General features: G+C 54.7%; 14 protein-coding genes and 2 pseudogenes. 8 read left to right on the top strand and 8 right to left on the bottom strand.

Annotation, left to right across the window (positions count from 1 at the left end):
- Positions 1–93: 93 nt before the first annotated feature.
- The 4 genes from parC (at position 94) to J2T37_RS06275 (ending at position 6,891) form a co-directional block, all read left to right on the top strand.
- The gene (gene parC, locus J2T37_RS06260) at positions 94–2,394 is read left to right on the top strand and encodes a DNA topoisomerase IV subunit A (RefSeq protein WP_253354594.1); all 2,301 of its coding nucleotides are present in this window, start codon (positions 94–96) and stop codon (positions 2,392–2,394) included.
- Positions 2,395–2,642: 248 nt separating this feature from the next.
- A complete protein-coding gene (locus J2T37_RS06265; RefSeq protein WP_253354596.1) occupies positions 2,643–4,220 on the top strand; it encodes an ATP-binding protein in 1,578 nt (525 codons plus the stop codon).
- The gene (locus J2T37_RS06270) at positions 4,213–5,856 is read left to right on the top strand and encodes a sigma-54-dependent transcriptional regulator (RefSeq protein WP_253354598.1); all 1,644 of its coding nucleotides are present in this window, start codon (positions 4,213–4,215) and stop codon (positions 5,854–5,856) included. Before J2T37_RS06265 ends, J2T37_RS06270 begins: the two co-directional genes overlap by 8 nt.
- Positions 5,857–6,138: 282 nt before the next feature.
- Positions 6,139–6,891 carry a class I SAM-dependent methyltransferase gene (locus J2T37_RS06275; RefSeq protein ID WP_253354600.1) on the top strand — a complete coding sequence of 251 codons (753 nt, stop codon included), beginning with the start codon at positions 6,139–6,141 and terminating at the stop codon, positions 6,889–6,891.
- 380 nt (positions 6,892–7,271) lie between these two features.
- Here the strand turns inward: J2T37_RS06275 and J2T37_RS06280 are convergent, their stop codons facing one another.
- A complete protein-coding gene (locus J2T37_RS06280; protein WP_253354602.1) occupies positions 7,272–8,591 on the bottom strand; it encodes an MFS transporter in 1,320 nt (439 codons plus the stop codon).
- 205 nt (positions 8,592–8,796) lie between these two features.
- Positions 8,797–9,834 carry a LacI family DNA-binding transcriptional regulator gene (locus J2T37_RS06285; protein WP_253354604.1) on the bottom strand — a complete coding sequence of 346 codons (1,038 nt, stop codon included), beginning with the start codon at positions 9,832–9,834 and terminating at the stop codon, positions 8,797–8,799.
- 435 nt (positions 9,835–10,269) lie between these two features.
- Between J2T37_RS06285 and pgi the strand changes: the two genes are divergently transcribed.
- Entirely contained in the window at positions 10,270–11,901 is a 1,632-nt protein-coding gene (pgi, locus tag J2T37_RS06290) for a glucose-6-phosphate isomerase (protein WP_253354606.1), read from the top strand.
- 91 nt (positions 11,902–11,992) lie between these two features.
- Here pgi and dapD read toward each other — a convergent pair whose 3' ends face one another.
- From dapD to fur, 5 genes and pseudogenes are all read right to left on the bottom strand, one after another.
- Positions 11,993–12,814, bottom strand: a complete 822-nt coding sequence (gene dapD, locus J2T37_RS06295) for a 2,3,4,5-tetrahydropyridine-2,6-dicarboxylate N-succinyltransferase (protein WP_253354608.1) — start codon at positions 12,812–12,814, stop codon at positions 11,993–11,995.
- Positions 12,815–12,937: 123 nt separating this feature from the next.
- Positions 12,938–13,402 carry a hypothetical protein gene (locus J2T37_RS06300; RefSeq protein WP_253354610.1) on the bottom strand — a complete coding sequence of 155 codons (465 nt, stop codon included), beginning with the start codon at positions 13,400–13,402 and terminating at the stop codon, positions 12,938–12,940.
- Complete coding sequence (locus J2T37_RS06305; RefSeq protein WP_253354612.1) at positions 13,389–13,874, bottom strand: hypothetical protein; 486 nt, start codon at positions 13,872–13,874, stop codon at positions 13,389–13,391. The genes J2T37_RS06300 and J2T37_RS06305 overlap by 14 nt, the downstream gene beginning before the upstream one ends.
- Complete coding sequence (gene aat, locus J2T37_RS06310) at positions 13,871–14,584, bottom strand: leucyl/phenylalanyl-tRNA--protein transferase (protein WP_253354614.1); 714 nt, start codon at positions 14,582–14,584, stop codon at positions 13,871–13,873. The genes J2T37_RS06305 and aat overlap by 4 nt, the downstream gene beginning before the upstream one ends.
- A gap of 77 nt (positions 14,585–14,661) precedes the next feature.
- Positions 14,662–15,158 (bottom strand): annotated as a pseudogene (gene fur / locus J2T37_RS06315) (ferric iron uptake transcriptional regulator).
- A 152-nt stretch (positions 15,159–15,310) separates the two neighbouring features.
- Between fur and J2T37_RS06320 the strand changes: the two are divergent.
- The 3 genes from J2T37_RS06320 (at position 15,311) to J2T37_RS06330 (ending at position 18,185) form a co-directional block, all read left to right on the top strand.
- Positions 15,311–15,766 carry an outer membrane protein assembly factor BamE gene (locus tag J2T37_RS06320; protein WP_253354618.1) on the top strand — a complete coding sequence of 152 codons (456 nt, stop codon included), beginning with the start codon at positions 15,311–15,313 and terminating at the stop codon, positions 15,764–15,766.
- A 183-nt stretch (positions 15,767–15,949) separates the two neighbouring features.
- Positions 15,950–16,756, top strand: a complete 807-nt coding sequence (gene dapB, locus J2T37_RS06325) for a 4-hydroxy-tetrahydrodipicolinate reductase (RefSeq protein WP_253354620.1) — start codon at positions 15,950–15,952, stop codon at positions 16,754–16,756.
- 157 nt (positions 16,757–16,913) lie between these two features.
- Entirely contained in the window at positions 16,914–18,185 is a 1,272-nt protein-coding gene (locus tag J2T37_RS06330) for an AmpG family muropeptide MFS transporter (RefSeq protein ID WP_253354622.1), read from the top strand.
- Between the two features lie 164 nt (positions 18,186–18,349).
- Here J2T37_RS06330 and J2T37_RS06335 read toward each other — a convergent pair.
- Positions 18,350–19,471 (bottom strand): annotated as a pseudogene (locus J2T37_RS06335) (chloride channel protein); the annotation flags it as partial.
- Positions 19,472–19,564 lie beyond the last annotated feature (93 nt).

Here is a 19,564-nt window from a genome sequence, read left to right on the forward strand (position 1 = left end):
CTTCCCATTTTGCTCCACACCCGCAACCCAAGCGCAATCCCCTATTTTGCTTTACAATAACGGTCTATTTGTCTTTCAAATCTTAGCAATCCGATGACTGAACACACCGCTCCCGCCGCTGTCGGCGAAGATTACCTGCTGCTCGGCCAATATGCCGAACGCGCCTACCTCGAATACGCCATGAGCGTGGTCAAAGGCCGCGCCTTGCCTGATGTTTCAGACGGCCAGAAGCCGGTGCAGCGGCGTATCCTGTATGCCATGCGCGACATGGGTTTGACGGCGGGCGCGAAGCCGGTGAAATCGGCGCGTGTGGTCGGCGAGATTTTGGGTAAATACCACCCCCACGGCGACAGCTCCGCCTATGAAGCAATGGTGCGCATGGCGCAGGATTTTACCCTGCGCTATCCGCTCATCGACGGTATCGGCAACTTCGGCTCGCGCGACGGCGACGGCGCGGCGGCCATGCGTTATACCGAAGCGCGGCTGACGCCGATTGCCGAATTGCTGTTGTCGGAAATTCATCAGGGCACGGTGGATTTTGTGCCCAACTACGACGGCGCATTTGAAGAGCCGCTGCATCTGCCCGCCCGTCTGCCGATGGTTTTGCTCAACGGCGCATCAGGCATCGCGGTGGGCATGGCTACGGAAATCCCGTCGCACAACCTGACCGAAGTGACCCAAGCGGCGATTGCGCTGCTGAAAAAACCGGCCTTGGACACTGCCGATTTGATGGCCTACATCCCTGCGCCCGACTTTGCAGGCGGCGGCCAAATCATTACCCCTGCCGCCGATTTGCAGCATTTGTATGAAACCGGCAAAGGCAGCGTGCGCGTGCGGGCGCGTTATGAAATCGAAAAACTGGCGCGCGGCCAGTGGCGTGTGGTGGTGACCGAGCTGCCGCCCAACACCAGCACGCAGAAAATCCTCGCCGAAATCGAAGAGCAGACCAACCCCAAACCGAAAGCGGGCAAAAAGCAGCTCAACCAAGATCAGCTCAATACCAAAAAACTGATGTTGGATTTAATCGACAAAGTGCGCGATGAGAGCGACGGCGAGCAGCCCGTGCGCATTGTGTTCGAGCCAAAATCCAGCCGTATCGAGCCGGAAGCGTTTATGAACACGCTGATGGCGCAAACCTCGCTGGAAGGCAATGTGCCGGTAAACCTGGTGATGATGGGCTCAGACAACCGCCCGGCGCAGAAAAACCTGAAAACCATTTTGCAGGAATGGCTGGATTTCCGCGTCGTGACCGTGACCCGCCGTTTGCAGTTCCGCTTGAGCCAAGTGGAAAAACGCCTGCATATTCTCGAAGGCCGTCTGAAAGTTTTTCTGCACATCGACGAAGTTATCCGCGTCATCCGTGAGAGCGACGAGCCCAAGCCGGAATTGATGAAAGCTTTTGGTTTGAGCGAAATCCAAGCGGAAGACATTTTGGAAATCCGCCTGCGCCAACTGGCGCGTTTGGAAGGCTTCAAGCTGGAAAAAGAGTTGAACGAATTACAGGAAGAGCAAGGCCGTCTGAATATTTTGCTGGGCGATGAAGGCGAAAAGAAAAAGCTTATCATCAAAGAAATGCAGGCGGACATGAAGCAGTTTGGCGACGCACGCTGCACGCTGGTGGAAGAAGCCGGCCGCGCCACGCTGACCCAGACCACCGCCGACGAGCCTGTTACCCTGATTCTGTCGGCCAAAGGCTGGATACGCAGCCGCTCCGGACACAATCTGGATTTGAGCCAAACTTCGTTTAAAGAAGGCGACCGTTTGCAGCAAACGCTGGAAGGGCGCACCGTGTGGCCGGTCATCGTGCTTGACACGCAAGGCCGCACCTACACGCTGGACGCGGCGGAAATCCCCGGCGGACGCGGCGACGGCGTGCCGGTGTCCTCATTAATCGAACTGCACAACGGCGCGGAAGTGGCCGCCATCCTCACCGGCCTGCCCGAGCAGCATTATCTCTTGAGCAACAGCGGCGGTTACGGCTTTATCACCAGACTCGGCGATATGGTCAGCCGCATTAAAGCGGGCAAAGTGGTCATGTCGCTGGATAAGGGCGAAAACGTGCTGCCGCCGGTGGCCGTGTACACTTCTTCGCTGATTAACCCCGATTGCAAAGTGGTGGCACTGACCGACCAAGACCGCGCTTTGGCGTTTATGCTGGGCGAATTGAAAGTGATGGCCAAAGGCCGCGGCTTGCAACTCATCAGCCTGCACGAGGGCGAGAAGCTGGCGCATGTGCTGACGACGACCGCCCCTGCCGTGGCGCTGGAAAGCGTGGGCAAACGCGGCGCAGTGCATAAGGAAAACATCAGCATTGCCGAGATTGACGGCAAGCGCGGCAGAAAAGGCAAGGCGCTGAATCTGTCAGGCCGTCTGAAAGGTTTGTTTGACGAATAATCCGTGGATTTGTATGCCAAATTCAACGCAAAAAGCAGTGAAAAAGCCTGTTCAGGCCGTCTGAACGGCTTTTTCATGATTGTTTTGTACAAACGTCATCATAAATTGCAGCAAATCCGTTATACTTTTTTTCCTGACGATTTCGACCGCTTACTGGGACGGCAAAACCGAAACCGGCAAATTCCTTGAAAATTTGCCGCCGTAATCAAAAATCCGCAACGATAACAATAAACAAGGCAATCTGAAGCATGACAAAATTCGGCAACACAGAATTGGAAAACCTGGGCGAGCGCATACCGGGGCTGATTAACATCGCCCGGATTGCCATCGTCCTGTCTTTGCTTGTGTTTCAAATCTTCGGCACATACAGCGGCATTTTCTCCGAAGCGTCTTTCCCGAAAATGGAATTTTACAGCTGGGCGGCGGCGTATGCCGTCTTAATCTTGCTGTCCATTTTCCGCCCCGACTGGCAATGGCAGTCGCTGGCTTTGCCTAATGCCAGCGCGGTGGTCGATATTTCCATGATGATGATTCTGGTGTATATCGCCGGCGGTTTGGATTCGGGTTTCGGCATTTTGGTGCTGCCGTTTGTCGCCACCTCCTGCCTGCTCAGCTACGGCCATTATCCGCTGCTGCATGCGGGCTATGCGGCCATGCTGTTTGTCATCAATATGCTGCTGGACGGCAGTTTGAAATTCAATCCCTTTAGCTGGGACAACCGCAGCGTGATTGAAGGCGGGCTGCTGATAACCGCCTGCTATCTGGTTGCCGTTCTGACTGCCTTTGCCGCCAAATATCTGGAAAAAGCCACCGAATCGGCCAACAAACACCAGCTGGCCTACCGCCGTCTCAGCGGGCTCAACCGCTTGGTGCTCAACCGCGTTCAGGAAGCTGTGGTTGTGATTGACGCTTCCCAACGGGTATGGCTGTTCAACAAACAAGCCAAAACCTATTTTCCCAACTTGGCCGTCGATCAGCAGGAATTGGTGTTTTCCGAATTGGTCGCCCGTTGGCAGTATCAGCCCGACAAAGCCTTTGAAACCGACATCCATATTTTCCAACACGCCATGCATGTGCGCGCCGTGCCGCTGATTCAGGAGCAAACCGAGCTTCTAATGCTGTATGTTCGCTCTTTGCGCGAAGTGGCGGCGGAAGCGATGTCCACCAAGCTGACTTCGCTCGGCCAACTGACCGCTAATCTGGCGCACGAAATCCGCAATCCCATGTCGGCCATCCGCCACGCCAGCGATTTGTTACAAGAAGACGACGAACCCGATCCGGCCAAAACCAAGCTCTACGGCATTATCGACAGCAACATCCGCCGTATCGACAAAATGCTCGAAGACGTGTCGTTGCTCAACAAGCGCGACAACATCAGCCGCGAGCCGATGAACCTGATGAAATTCTGGCTCAATTTCAAACAGGAATTCACGCTCAACAATCCCGCCGCCATCGGCTGCCTGCGCATGAACATGGACGGCAACAACCTAACCATATTGGCCGACGCCATGCATGTGCAGCAGATTATGTGGAACTTGTGCAACAATGCTTGGCGCCACAGCCGCCAAGATGAAAACGCCATTACCGTGCTCATCCGCCCGAGCGGTCGCATGCACGTCTCCATTGTGGTGGCCGACAACGGCAAAGGCATTACGCCCGAGGTGCGCAGCCATCTTTTCGAGCCTTTCTATACCACCGAAAAACAAGGTACAGGCTTGGGGCTGTATGTCGCCCGCGAGCTGGCGCATGCCAATATGGGACAACTACACTATCACGCCGAAATGAACGGCTTTGAACTGATTTTACCGAGGGAAGCGAATGAGTAAACTGCAAGACCCCGTGTTGGTTGTCGATGACGAAGCCGACATCCGCGACCTGATGGAAATGACCCTGATGAAAATGGGTCTGCGCGTCGAAACCGCCGCCGGTGTCGAAGAAGCCAAAGACAAACTCGACGACCGCGATTATTCGCTGGTTCTGACCGACATGCGTATGCCCGACGGCTCAGGTTTGGAAGTGGTGCAATACATCAACGAGTTGATGTTGGACACCCCCGTGGCGGTGATTACCGCTTTCGGCAATGCCGACCAAGCCGTCGAAGCGCTCAAAGCCGGCGCTTTCGACTACCTGCAAAAGCCGATTACCCTGTCGCAACTGCGCTCCTTAGTCAAATCGGCGGTATCGGTATCTGACCATGCCGAAGCCCTTACCCCACCACCGCAGGAAAAGCCCAAACCCGCGCCGGTGATGGCGGCATTAAACCAGATGCCGTCTGAAAAAACACCGACGCCGGTTACGCCTGCGCCGCCGCCCAAATCTGTGCAGCGTACATTCAACCAGCCCTTGTCCGTCCCCGACGGGCTGCGTTCGCTCAAAGAGCGTTTCAGCAGCGGCGACATCACGCCGCAAGCGCAGCAAGAGCCGCAACTGGGCGGCGAGAGCGACATGCCGCGTCTGTTGGGCAGCTCGCCGCAGATGGTGGAAGTGCGCCACCTTATCCGCCGTCTGGCGCGCAGCAACGTCCCCGTTTACATCGCGGGCGAATCGGGTACGGGCAAAGAGCAGGCTGCGCGTACCATCCATGAATTGTCCGACCGCGCCGACAAACCCTTTATCGCCGTCAACTGCGGTGCGATTCCGGAAAACCTGATGGAAAGCGAGTTTTTCGGTTACAAAAAAGGCAGCTTCACCGGCGCCGACCAAGACCGTTTGGGCTTTTTCCAACATGCCGACGGCGGCACACTGTTTCTCGATGAAGTGGCCGATTTACCGCTGGCCATGCAGGTCAAGCTGCTGCGTGCGATTCAGGAAAAAGCCGTTCGCCGTATCGGTGATGCGCGGGAAAGCTTTGTCGATGTGCGCATCGTCTGCGCCACGCATAAAAATCTGGAAGCGCTGGTGGCTTCCGGCGCTTTCCGCCAAGACTTGTATTACCGCTTAAACGTCGTTTCGCTGCATATGCCGCCCTTGCGCGAAATGCGCGAAGATTTGGGCGCGCTGATTTTGTATCTGCTCTACAAACACCGCCACGGCAGCCAAACCTACCAGCTCAGCGCCAAAGCGCAGGAAGCCCTGCTGCATTACAGCTATCCCGGCAATTTCCGCGAATTGGAAAATATTTTGGAACGCGCCGTTGCTCTGACCGTCGGCCAAGTGATCCAACTGGACGATTTGCAGATTCAAAACACGCCTGTGCCGCAACATGCGCCGACCTCTAGCCGCCTGCCGACGCTGGAAGACATCGCCGAACCGGTTGCCCCGGCACACGGCTGGCAATACCAATCGCCCGAGCCGTTTGACCCGCGCAGCATGCAGATTCAGGATTACCTCGACCAAGTCGAGCGCGAAATCATCGAGCAGGCTTTGCAGCAAACCCGCTACAACCGTACCCAAGCGGCCAAGCTGTTGGGTATCAGCTTCCGCTCCATGCGCTACCGCATGGAACGCTTGGACATCAACTGATTTTCAGACGGCCTGAATGACCTTATCTCATTAAGGCCGTCTGAAACATCTGTTTGCATGCCGCCCTACCGTCTGATTCAGGCGGTTTTCTTTAGAACCTGTATTCATAAGATTGATAGATGGATTTTTGTTGGATAATCATACAAATACAAGGCGATATTTATGCAAATTTGGACGATTGGCGTAAAAGTCCAACGCAGTAGGCGTGTGATTAGGCAATAAAAAGACGCTATCAAGATTGTGAATGCAGGTTCTTATGTTGACACAAAGGCCGTCTGAACCATGACCCCGATTTACCTGATGCCGGACGCAACCGAATCCGTGCGGGAAACCGCCCTGTCGTTCGGCCTGAATCCGGTTAACACCTTCCCATCGCAAGGCGAATACCTGCTGGCTGATTCAGACGGCATCAGTTTGTGCCGCGCCGGAGAAAAAAGCCGCGTACAGGTAGATTTTGCCGGCGGCGCCGCGCAATACCGCCGCACCAAAGGCGGCGGCGAACTTATCGCCAAAGCCGTCAACCATACCGCCCGCCCTGCCGTTTGGGACGGCACCGGCGGTCTCGGCCGCGACAGCTTTGTCTTGGCCTCGCTCGGTTTGACCGTACACACTTTCGAGCAAAATCCCGCCGTGGCCTGCCTGCTGCGCGACGGCCTCAACCGCGCTCTCGCCCATCCCGAAGTCGCCGATATTGCCCGCCGCATTACCCTGCATGTGGGCGATACCTGCACACTGCTGCCCGAATTGGCCGCCGCAGCCGAACGCCCCGATGTGGTGTATCTCGATCCAATGTATCCCGAGCGGCAAAAATCCGCCGCCGTAAAAAAAGAAATGGCTTATTTTCACGGCTTGGTCGGCGCGGCACAAGATGAAGCCGCGCTCCTTGCCGCCGCGCAGAAAGTGGCGAAAAAGCGCGTGGTCGTCAAACGCCCGCGCTTGGGCGAATTTCTCAACGGGCAAAAACCCGCCTACCAATATTCGGGTAAAAGCACCCGTTTCGATGTGTATCTGCCGGATAATCCGGTACACGAATAAGTAACGTGAGTTTGGGATAAGTGTTTAAATATTTTTATTGTTTTCAGAATGATACGACATTCAGGCAGACGGAAAATCGCCAGACTTTCGTCATTCCCGCGCAGGAGGGAATCCAGACGTTTGGGCTTCTGATACCTTAAAAACATTACAGAAATGTCAGGCTTCTAGATTCCCGCCTGCGCGGGAATGACGAATCCTTGCGGATTCTGTCCAGCAGCAGAACACGTTTCTGAAATTTAAAACATATTCTATCTGCTTATCCCGAACTCACGTTAAGTAATAAAAAACGAGCCGATCGAATTATCGGCACGATATTTCCGGTTTAATCTACATGCAAAAAGGCCGTCTGAAATTCAGACGGCCTTTTTTATATTGCCGGATTAGGCTTGCGGCGCTTCCGGTGCTTTTTTGCTGGTTTTAATCAGCAGGGTCAACACGGCAGCAATCGCCAGGAATACACCACCGAAGGTCATGGCGTTAGCCGGAGTATGCAGGAAGGTGTCGTAGATTTTGCCGAAAGTCACGGTTTGAATCAGCATCGGAATCACAATCATCATGTTCACAATACCCATGTACACGCCGTAACGCTCTTTCGGAATGGCGTTCACCACAATCATAAACGGCACGCCCATCATACTTGCCCAACCGATACCGAAACCAATCATCGGGATGAACATCATGTATTTGTCGGAAATATGCGGAATGGTCAGCAGGGCAATCGCAGCCAGCGCAACGGAGAATGCGTGTACGTATTTGGCAGCGTATTTTTTTGCCATCACCATCAGGCCGAAGGCAGAGATAAAGGTAACGACGTTGTAGAAGCCGTTCACCAAGCCGGTCCAAGCCACGGCTTGCTCGTAAGCATGTTTGTCGGCAGCAGTCGAATGCCATACGGAAGCCACGATAGAGTGGGAAATATATTGCCAGTAGATAAACAGCGCGTACCATTGAAACAGGTAAACCAGCGCCAGTTGCCACAGCGCAAACGGCATTTCTTTGATAGCAATAAAGATTTCACCCAACGCGGAATGTTCTTTTTTGGCTTTCAGGGCAGCCATTTCTTCGGGAGAAGGTTCGTGTTCAGGGGTAGAGAACACAGTCACCAACACAGAACCAATCGAGCAAACAGCGCCGATGTAGAAGGAGCCGAATACCCAGTAAGGAATACCGGCTTCGGAGGTTTGTTGCAACCAGCCGATTTGTTGGAAGATATACAAGGACACGTTCGCCAGGGTAATACCCAAACCGGTAAACACAGACTGCATCAAAAAGCCGGTGGATTGTTGGTGTTCGGGCACGGTATCGGCGATAAAGGCGCGGAACGGTTCCATCGCGGTGTTGTTGGAGATGTCCAACAGCCACAACAGCAATACGGCCACCCACAGCGCGGTCACGTGCGGATAGATAAACAGACACAAGCTGCAACCGATGGCACCAATCAGGAAATACGGGCGGCGGCGGCCGAGGCCGGGAATCCATGTGCGGTCACTCATCGCACCAATCAGCGGCTGCACCAGCAGACCGGTAATCGGGCCGGCCATGTTCAAAATCGGCAGTTGGCCGGGGTCGGCGTTCAGGAAACTGAAAATCGGGTTAATCGCGGTCTGCTGCAAACCGAAACTATACTGAATGCCGAAGAAACCGAAGTTCATCAGCATAATCTGGCGAAGGGTCATCGCCACCTGTGGGGACATCTTCATTTGGAGGTTACTCCTGATTGATTAAAACAGTGAAACAAATTTCCGATGAAAAGCAGCAAAACGCTGAGTGCCGCCTTATCTTTCTTATAAGCCCCGCCCTACCGGGGTCTGATTCGAAGTTTAATACGCCGAATTTTTGGTTTCAGACGGCCTGTAAACCCTCATAGGCCGTCTGAAAAATCTTGTTCTGTTTTTATTTTCCCGTTTATTGTCTTGTGGTAACCGACTGCCGCCAGATGGTTGCGCCGGCTACTTTTAGCGGCGGCCGCGCTGTTTGTTTCTGTTCGATTTCCTGCAACAGGATTTCGGTTGCCAACTCGCCCATACGCACATACGGCAGCTCGGTGCTGGTCAGCGGCGGGAACAGGGTTTCCGCAATCGAGCTGTGGTTGTCGTAACCGGCCACCGACATCTGCTCGGGCACGCGCAAACCGCGTGTGCGCAAAATACCATAGACCCTGACCGCCATTTCATCGTTGCCGCAACAAATCACGCTCGGCGGCTGGCGCAGCGACAGCAGTTTGATGATGGCGGCCAACAAAGCTTCACTGTCGTTGCGGTTGTCGGGATAGCCCGTTTGCACCAAATCCGCGTCAAAAGCAATGCCCGCGTCTTCCAAAGCGCGGCGGTATCCGGCAATGCGCAGGCGGGTGGCTTCAATACCCGGCCGCAGGGTCACATAGGCAATGTGGTCATGACCGTGACGGATGATTTCGCGCACCAAGTCATACTGCCCCTGCTCGTCATCGGGCAAAACCGCCGGCGTGCCGATGGCATCAAAGCAGTTGGCCAACACAATCGGACACACGTTTGCCACTTCCGGCAGCACCACTTCCTGATGGTATTCGGCGACATATAAAATGCCTTCGGCGCGGTGTTCCATAAAGGTACGAATCAGCGGCTCGATACATTCGGGACGGTTGCCAGTATCGGCAATCATCAGGGTTTTGCCTTCCGAACGCAGCTTTTGCTGGATGCCTTTAATCAGAAACATATCTGGCAGGCCGTCAACGCGGAATTCTGCGCCCGTACGCGAAATCGCGCCGGTAATCAGGCCGATAAGCCCGGAACGGCTGGAACGCATAATCCGTGCGGCGGAAGAGGGAATATAGCCCAACGCGGCAATAGCGGTCTCCACCTTGGCACGGGTTTTATCGCTGACCGGAGCATCGCCGTTAATCACCCGGCTGACCGTTTTGGGCGAAACCCCTGCCCGGGCAGCGACATCATAAATTGTAGCCATCTTACGTTCCCGCTCTCGCCGCTATTTCAATATTATTACGGCGAAGAATAGCACATCTGACATCGGTGTCATAACACTTTTTTTAACACAAGCTTGATAAAAATCAATCAAACTTAAAGTTCAGTCCATACCCAGACAAAAAACTCTGCTTTTTAAATTCAAACCTAAATAGAAATATAATATTTTGTTTTAATCATGAATATATCAAAGCACAATCATTGCGTTTTACATTTCCATACAGACGGATTCTTTCTCCACCGTTTTTCAGACGGCAAATGCGCTACACCCAAGGCTTTTAAAAAATAGTATGATAGTAAATGTCTTGATATTGCATGATAATTCAATAACAAAAAACCGCTTACCACAGACATCGGCTGTTTGTTTATTACAGTTTCCATTTTCAACAAAACCAGTCACACCAGCAAAGGAATAAGCATGACGACACATTCGGCCACATGGCAGGCCTTAACCGAACATTTCCAAGCCACACATACCGTACACATGCGCGAGCAGTTTGCCGCCGACCCACAACGCTTTGCGCGTATGCACGAGACCCTGCACGGCCTATTGTTTGATTACAGCAAAAACCGCGTCAACGAAGAAACCTTACATCTATTATGCAATCTGGCCGAAGCCGCCGGACTGCCGCAACAAATGGCCGCCATGCGGCGCGGCGACAAAATCAATGCCAGCGAGCAACGCGCCGTGCTCCATACCGCCCTGCGCCTGCCGGACAACGCCGTGCCCTTGTCGGTGGACGGCGAAGACATCATGCCCAAACTCCACCGCGAACTCGACCGCGCCCTGGCCTTTGCCGAGAGCATCATCAGCGGCACACACACCGGCACCACCGGCAAACGCATTACCGATTTCGTCAACATCGGTATCGGCGGTTCCGATTTGGGGCCGCAGCTGTGCGTCCAATCCCTCAAAGCCTACCGCAAACACGTCCGGCTGCATTTCGTCAGCAATTCCGACGACGCCGACATCGCACGGACGCTGAGCGGCCTCAACCCCGAAACCACCCTGTTTTGCGTGGCCAGCAAATCCTTCGGCACGCCCGAGACCCTGCTCAACGCCTATGCCGCCCGCGCCTGGTATAAAGATGCCGGCCTACCCGAGGCCGATATTTCGCGCCATTTCTGCGCCATCTCCAGCAACGTCAACGCCGCGCAAAACTTCGGCATTGCGCCGGAACACGTCTTCGCCATGTTCGACTGGGTCGGCGGCCGCTATTCCGTATGGTCGGCCATCGGCCTGCCGGTGATGGTCGCCGTGGGCGAAAGCCGCTTCCGCGAGCTGCTGCGCGGAGCAAACACCATGGACGAGCATTTCTTCAACACCCCCATGCGCCACAACATCCCCGTATTGATGGGCTTGCTGCATGTGTGGTACAACAATTTTTACAACGCCGACGGCCACACCGTCGTCCCCTACTCCCACGACATGCGCCGCTTCCCCAGCTGGATTAACCAGCTCGACATGGAAAGCAGCGGCAAAAGCCGCACTTCAGACGGCCAAGCCGTCAGCTGCAAAACCGGCGGCATTGTCTTCGGCGAAGAAGGCGTCAACTGCCAACACGCCTATTTCCAACTGCTGCACCAAGGCACGCGCCTGATTCCGTGCGACTTCATCGTGCCCATGACCTCGCCGCTCAAAGTCGGCCGCCAACACCGCTTTACCGTCGCCAACGCCTTCGCCCAAGCCGAAGCGCTGATGAAAGGCAAAACGCTGGCCGAAGTGGAAACCGAATTGGCCGACCTGCCCGCAGCGGAACGCGCCGCCCTTGCGCCGCAAAAAGAATTCCCCGGCAACCGCCCGAGTAACAGCTTTTTGATTAACAAAATCAGCCCGTTTACCTTAGGCATGCTGATGGCGGCGTATGAGCATAAAGTGTTTGTACAAGGCGTGATTTGGGGGATTAACCCCTTCGACCAATGGGGCGTGGAATATGGCAAAGTCTTGGCCAAAGCCATCGAGCCGGAACTCTTCCAAGACAAAGCCCTGCACCACGACAGCTCCACCAACGGCCTGATTGAATTTTATCGGGCGTGTCAGGAAAATTGATTTTAAAGTTGGCGTAAGAAAAAGGCCGTCTGAAAACAAATCTGTTTTCAGACGGCCTTTTTCTTGCATATCAATCAAGCATGATGCATGCTTAAACCCCGCGCAACAACTCGTTCACGCTGGTTTTAGAGCAGGTTTGTGCGTCCACGCGTTTCACAATCACGGCGCAATACAGGCTGTGGCTGCCGTCTTTGCTCGGCATAGAGCCGGACACGACTACCGAGCCTGCCGGTACGCGGCCTTGGTAGATTTCGCCGGTGGTGCGGTCGAGGATTTTGGTAGATTGGCCGATAAACACGCCCATGGAAATTACCGAGCCTTCTTCCACCACTACGCCTTCGACGATTTCGGAACGTGCGCCGATAAAGCAGTTGTCTTCAATAATGGTCGGGCCCGCTTGCAACGGTTCCAACACGCCGCCGATGCCCACGCCGCCGCTCAAATGCACGTTTTTACCGATTTGGGCGCAAGAGCCGACGGTAGCCCAAGTATCGACCATCGTACCTTCATCGACATACGCGCCGATGTTGACGTAAGAAGGCATCAACACGGCGTTTTTCGCCACGAAACTGCCACGACGCGCCACTGCGCCCGGTACCACGCGGAAACCGGCGGTTTGAAATTCCTGCTCGCTCCAGTCGGAGAATTTGGTCGGCACTTTGTCGAAATATTTGTTTACGCCGTCGTTCAAGACTTCATTATCTTGAATGCGGAACGACAGCAACACGGCTTTTTTCACCCATTGGTTAACCTGCCATTGACCCACGCCCAAGCGCTCGGCCACGCGCAATTCGCCCGAATCCAGCTGGCGGATGGTTTCCAACACAGCTTCTTTGACTTCTGGGGTAACGTTGCTCGGGGTAATGTCGGCGCGGTTTTCAAACGCGGTTTCGATGATGTTTTGCAAAGACATAGGGATTCCTTATCGAGATAAAAGAGGGACAGGCCGTCTGAAAAATGCAGTTTGCAGCCAAGTTTCAGACGGCCTCGGATACAAATCGCTAACGCGTTATTTTGCCACGGAAAGCCTTTGCCGTCAGCTATTGCGGCAATTATTTTGCCAGCCAAATACCGTAAAACAGCAGCCATCCGGCCAATGCCAACACCCAAGCGCAGGCAGATTGAATCGCAAACGAGCAGCGCAGAAGCGCCTCAACGGCGGCCTATGCAGATTTTCCGCATTAAAGCGGCGGTGGAACGCCGTTATCAGGCGTAGCGCGACATTGACGGCATATACAGCGAAATTGCTCAGACACAACACCATCAGCGAAGGCAGCAGCTTGTCCAGCGTATCGTCTGCCAACATACCCACGCGCCAAGCGGCCACCGCCGCATACAGCAACACCGCCAGCAGAGGCAGATAAAGCCAGCCGTGGCAGATAAAGCCAGCAGAGGCAGATAAAGCCAGCCGTGGCGGTGTAGCGTTTTCCCGCGCAGCAACAGCAGCATGTTCAAAACAGAACACAGCAAAAAGCCCGACCAAACCGTCATAACGGCTCACGCCTTTCCGTGGTTTGCAACTTTCGTTCCAACTCACTTACCCTCGCCGTCAGCGCCTCCATTTTAGCCTTACTTTTCACGCCGTCTTGCGCCGTTAAACACAGATTGCACAACCATGATGTCGCAATAAACACCAATAGCGCGGGCTTATCCATCACTTCGCCCAAAATTTTCGGGCGGACGATAATCTGCACCCCGACGCCAACAAAAGCCAGCGCCGCGAGAAACATCAGCCATTCGTACCAGCGAAAGCGGTGTTCACCCGCCAGCCAGCCCTTGCTGATTTTATTCAACCACGGCATGCCGCTGCCGATGGCACAGCCGAATACCAAAGAAGGCCAAGGCTCATACTGCCGCGCCCATGCTTCATCCATCACAATCATCATCAGCAGCAACAACCCTCCCGTTACCGCCGGCACTGCATACGGGATGACTTCCCACCAATACGTATGATTGGCCATTTTTCCGCTCACGCAATGACTCCTGCCTGTATCGCTTGTCTCAACGCCACGCCGTTCCCATGCCGCAAGGCCGTCTGAAAATCATCGAAATCCATCTGTTCCGAACCAAAGCGTTTGAGATGGTCGGTGTCCTGCTGGCAGTCGATGAGTTTGATCCCACATGCCGCCAAATACGGCACAGCGCAGGCAAAAGCAATTTTCGATGCGTCGGGCGCGTGCGCAAACATGGATTCGCCGTAAAACACGCTGCCGATTTGCACACCGTAAAAGCCGCCCGCCAGTTTCCAGCCGTTTTGCCCATCGGGATACCAACACTCAAACGAATGCGCGTGTCCCATTTGGTGCAGCGCGGTATAGGCCGTCTGAAATTCGGGCGCAATCCACGAACCGTCCTGATTCGGGCGCGGCACGGCGGCGCAGGCGGCGATAACCTCGGCAAAGGCTTGGTCGGCAGTCACGCGGTAAGGCTTGTTGCGCAGGGTTTTCGCCAGCGATTTGGGGATATGCAGCTTTTCGGGGAACAATACCGTGCGCGGCGCAGTGGCAAACCAGTAAAAATAGCCGTTTTGCGCAAACCACGGGAAAATCCCCGCCCGATAAGCCGCCAACAGCCGCCCCGTATCCAAATCCGCGCTCACGCCGACCAAGACGTCGCATTCGGCTAGGGCGTAAGCGGGGTTGGGAAAACGGTAATCGCGGGGCGGGAGGAAAGGGATGTTCATAAGGAGATTTTATAAAATTTCAGACGGCCTCAAATCCCTCTGAGGCCGTCTGAAAATAGCATTTCAAACTGTAAAAATCAACGCTTGGTTTTGCTTTGGCAGTCTGCGCATACGCCGTACATATATAGCGCGTGATCGACAATGCGGTAGCCGTTTTCTTCGGCGATTTTGTCTTGCAGCGCTTCGATTTCGGGGTTATGGAACTCGGTAACCGTGCCGCATTTGACGCACACGATGTGGTCGTGGTGGTCGCCTTTGTCCAGTTCGTAAACGGCTTTGCCGGTTTCAAAATGGTGGCGCTGCAAAATGCCCGCCTGCTCAAATTGGGTCAGCACGCGGTAGATGGTGGCGACACCGATTTCGATGCCTTCGTCCAACAAAATACGGTACACGTCTTCCGCGCTCAAGTGTTCTTCAGCGTGCGTTTCAAACAAATCTAAAATTTTCAGACGCGGGCCGGTGACTTTCAAACCGCTGTCTTTCAATTGCGCAATATTGCTGAAATTTTCCATAGTATTCTTATCCCTGTGGTGTAATAACCGTTATAATACGCACTTTCAGCCCGTTTGCCCACTATGGCGCCATAAAGGTTTTCAATACCTTACCTGCGTCCGCAGCGGCCAGCCGGCCAAAATTTTCCGCGAAGATGATTATCGTTTGCTTTTTAAAATGATTCAAGCGATGATGTGAAAATGTTTCCGAACGATTCAACAGAAAGGTACACCTGTGAACAAAACCTTATGTCTTGCCGTCGCCGTCCTCTTAGGGCTGTCCGCTTGCAGCGCGGAGCGTATTTCCAACTTTCCATCTTATAAATTGAAAGTAGTGCAAGGCAACGAATTGGATCCGCGCGCCGTTGTATCTTTACAACTGGGCATGACCCGCGACCAGGTGCAGCTGCTGCTGGGCACGCCGCTGCTGCGCGATGCCTTCCATGCCGACCGCTGGGATTACGTTTTCAACACCAGCCGCAACGGAATTATCAAAGACCAATCCAACCTGACCCTGTATTTTGAAAACGACCTGCTGGCCAAAGCCGAAGGCGACGCCATCCAAAAATCCATTACCGCCCTGCGCAGCGGTCAAACCGGCGACCTCGGCGAGCAGGAAGCCGAATCAGGCGACCGCAAGCCGTCTCTTTGGAAACGCATGTTCTCCCGCGAGAAAAAAGCAGCCGAATAAAACACGGCTTACCGAAAATGGCCGTCTGAATTTGTCTTTTCAAGCAAATGAAAATCCTTTACCGTATTCAGACAGCATAATATTAAGCTAACCGTTTTCAAACATCAGCCTCAGTTCCCAGTTACACGGGAATGACGGCGGAGCAGCGCCCCCGCTCCAGACATTTACCCTAAAGGACACACCATGAGCGCATTAAGAATCGCCATTGCCGGCGCCAACGGCCGTATGGGTCGCGTACTTATCCAAGCCGTCGAACAACACCCCGATACCGTTTTAAGCGGCGCTTTGGAGCATTCCGCTTCCGACGCTTTGGGTTTGGACGCCGGTTTTTCCCTCGGTATCAAAACCGGTATCGCCATCAGCGACGATGTCGATGCGATATTGGCGCAAAGCGACGTATTGATTGACTTTACCCGCCCTGAGCCGACTTTGAACCACCTGCAAAAATGCGTGGACAACAAAGTCGCGATGATTATCGGCACTACCGGCTTTGACGACGCGGGCAAAGCTGCCATTGCCGCCGCTGCCGAGAAAACCGGCATTGTGTTCGCCGCCAACTTCAGCGTCGGCGTCAACCTGACCTTCCACATCCTCGACACCGTCGCCCGAGTGTTGAACGAAGGCTACGACATCGAAATCATCGAAGCCCACCACCGCCACAAAGTCGATGCCCCCAGCGGCACCGCGCTGCGCATGGGCGAAGTCATCGCCGACGCGCTCGGCCGCGATTTGAAACAATGCGCCGTGTACGGCCGAGGAGGGCACACCGGAGTGCGCAATCCTTCTACCATCGGTTTTGCCACCGTGCGCGCCGGCGACATCGTGGGCGACCATACCGCCCTCTTCGCCACCGACGGCGAACGCGTGGAAATTACCCACAAAGCCAGCAGCCGCATGACTTTCGCCTCCGGCGCCGTACGCGCGGCGGTATGGGTCAACGGCAAACAAGGTTTATTTGATATGCAGGATGTATTGGGGCTGAAAGGCTGATTGGTTTTGCATAGCGAAGGCCGTCTGAAAAACAGCTTTTTCAGACGGCCTCTGCTTTTTTGCGCACAAATATGGCCGCACGATGAAATGTCGGCAGACCCTAGCCCCTTATTTTTGCTACAATAACGCCCTACTCTTTTTTCATATAGATTGTCCCATGACCCCTTCCCGTTCCGGCACGCTCAAGCAGATTTTCTCGCGGCGGATGCTGATTTGTATTTTTACCGGCTTCACCTCCGGCCTGCCGCTGTATTTCCTGATTAACCTGATTCCCGCCTGGTTGCGCAGCGAACACATTGATTTGAAAACCATCGGCCTGTTTGCCCTCATCGGCCTGCCGTTTACTTGGAAATTCGTCTGGTCGCCGCTGATGGACGCGGTGCGCCTGCCGTTTCTCGGCCGTCGGCGCGGTTGGATGTTGGTCACGCAAATCGGCCTGCTGCTGTCGCTGGCGGCGTATGCCTTTTTGAATCCGCACAGCCAAATGCCGGTAATTATGGCTTTGTCGGTGGTGGTGGCGTTTTTCTCCGCCAGTCAGGATATTGTGTTGGACGCGTTCCGCCGCGAGATTCTGCCGGACAACGAATTGGGCTTGGGTAACGCCATCCACGTCAACGCCTACCGCATTGCCGCGCTGGTACCCGGCTCGCTCAGCCTGATTCTGGCCGACATCATGCCGTGGCACAATGTATTTATCATTACCGCGCTGTTTATGATTCCCGGCCTTTTGATGACGCTGTTTTTGGCGCGCGAACCGGATTTGCCGCCCAAAGCGCCGCGTACGCTGCAACAGACCATCGTCGAGCCGTTTCACGAATTTTTTACCCGCAAGGGTGTGAAACAAGCCTTGTTGGTCTTGGCGTTTATCTTTTTCTACAAGCTCGGCGACAGCATGGCCACTGCTTTAGCAACGCCGTTTTATCTGGATATGGGTTTCAGCAAAACCGACATCGGCCTGATTGCCAAAAACGCGGGTTTGTGGCCGGCGGTGGTGTTCGGCATTGTCGGCGGCATTTGGATGCTGAAACTGGGCATTAATAAAGCGCTGTGGATTTTCGGCGTGGTGCAATGGGTGACGATTTTGGGCTTTGCATGGCTGGCAAGCTATCAGCATTTCGATGTTATCGGCCTGCACGAACGCATGATGTTGGCGGTGGTCATCGGCGCGGAAGCCATCGGCGTCGGCTTGGGTACGGCGGCTTTTGTGGCGTATATGGCGCGGGAAACCAATCCTGCGTTTACCGCCACCCAACTGGCGCTCTTTACCAGCCTTTCCGCCGTCCCGCGCACGTTTATCAATGCCACCACGGGCTATTTGATTGAATGGTTGGGCTATGTCGATTTCTTCTGGCTCTGTTTCGCGCTGGGCGTACCGGGTATGCTGCTGCTGTTTAAAGTCGCGCCGTGGAACGGGGAAAAAGCGGCCTAAGCCGTTTGATTGAAAAAAGGAAATGCCGTCTGAAAATCATTATTTTCAGACGGTATTTTTTATTCCGCATGTTTGGTGTATCAGGTGCACCTGATGACATTCAGTTCCGGCCTTCGGATAAGCGGTGGGTAACAAGTGCCCACCCTACGTCTTGCCAACTGTTTTCAGACGGCCTTATTTTCCTCTTCCTGCCTGCGTTCCGCCGCATATTCCTCCTGCACCCGCTGCCGAAAGCGCATGCCTGCCGCATGGTAAAACGGACGCGGGGAGAATTGGCGCGACACCTGCGAGGCAAACAGCGCCGAGAGCAGCATCCAAAACAGCAGGTTCTGCCCGCCCGTCATCTCCATCACCACCACCGCAGCAGTCAGCGGCGATTGGGTGGCGGCGGCGAGAAACGCCACCATACACAGCAGCACCACCACATTCGCGCCGCTTTGCAGTTGCGCAATATCGGCAATATGCTGCCCCAACATCGCGCCGATGGTCAGCGACGGTGTAAAAATCCCGCCTGGAATACCCGCCCAATAGGAAAACACCGTTGCCAGCCATTTGCCGACAGCCACGGCAGGCGGCGCGTCATACATGCGGCGCAATGCGGCAGAGGCTTCTCCGTAGCCCGTGCCGAAGGTCTGCCCCTGATACAACGTGCCGACAGCGGCCAGCAATACGCCCATCATGCCTGCCAGCAAAAGCGGATGGCGGCGCACCCAACCGCGCCATTTTTGCGGCGTATAAGCCGCCGCGCCCTTATACAGCGCCCGCGCAAACAAGCCGCCCGCCACGCCGCACACCAGCCCTGCCGCCAGCGCCCACAGCAGCATATGTTGCAATTCGTCGCCGTGGAAACCGGAAAAATACGGGTTGTTGCCCTGTATCGCCACATTGATGAAACCGGCCGCCAGCACGCCGATGAGAATCTGCCTGTCCCAGCGCAACATCACGCCGCGCCCGAGCTCTTCAATGGCAAACACCACCCCCGCCAAGGGCGCATTAAACGCCGCCGCCAAACCGCCCGCCGCACCCGCCGCCATCAAGTCGTTTTCCTGCATGCCTTTAAAGGCGAAATTGTGTTTTTTGCACCACGCGCCCCACGCTGCCATTACTGCTGCGCCGACCTGTACCGACGGCCCTTCGCGGCCGATGGATGCACCGAACAGCATACCGAGAAAGGTCAGCGGGATTTTCAAACAGGTCTGCCCGAGCACAATCAGCCGCGTTTTCACCGAACCGTAAGGCATGGAAAGCGAGGCGAGCACCTGCGGAATGCCGCTGCCGACGGTATAGCAACTGTGTTGCCAACCCGTCGGTCAGTAACATCAAACACGGTTAATTATGCACATTGCAGGCCGTCTGACTTCAGGTAATCCCTTACCCGC

The sequence above is a fragment of the Neisseria perflava genome (genome assembly GCF_024170405.1).
GTDB lineage: Bacteria > Pseudomonadota > Gammaproteobacteria > Burkholderiales > Neisseriaceae > Neisseria > Neisseria perflava_B.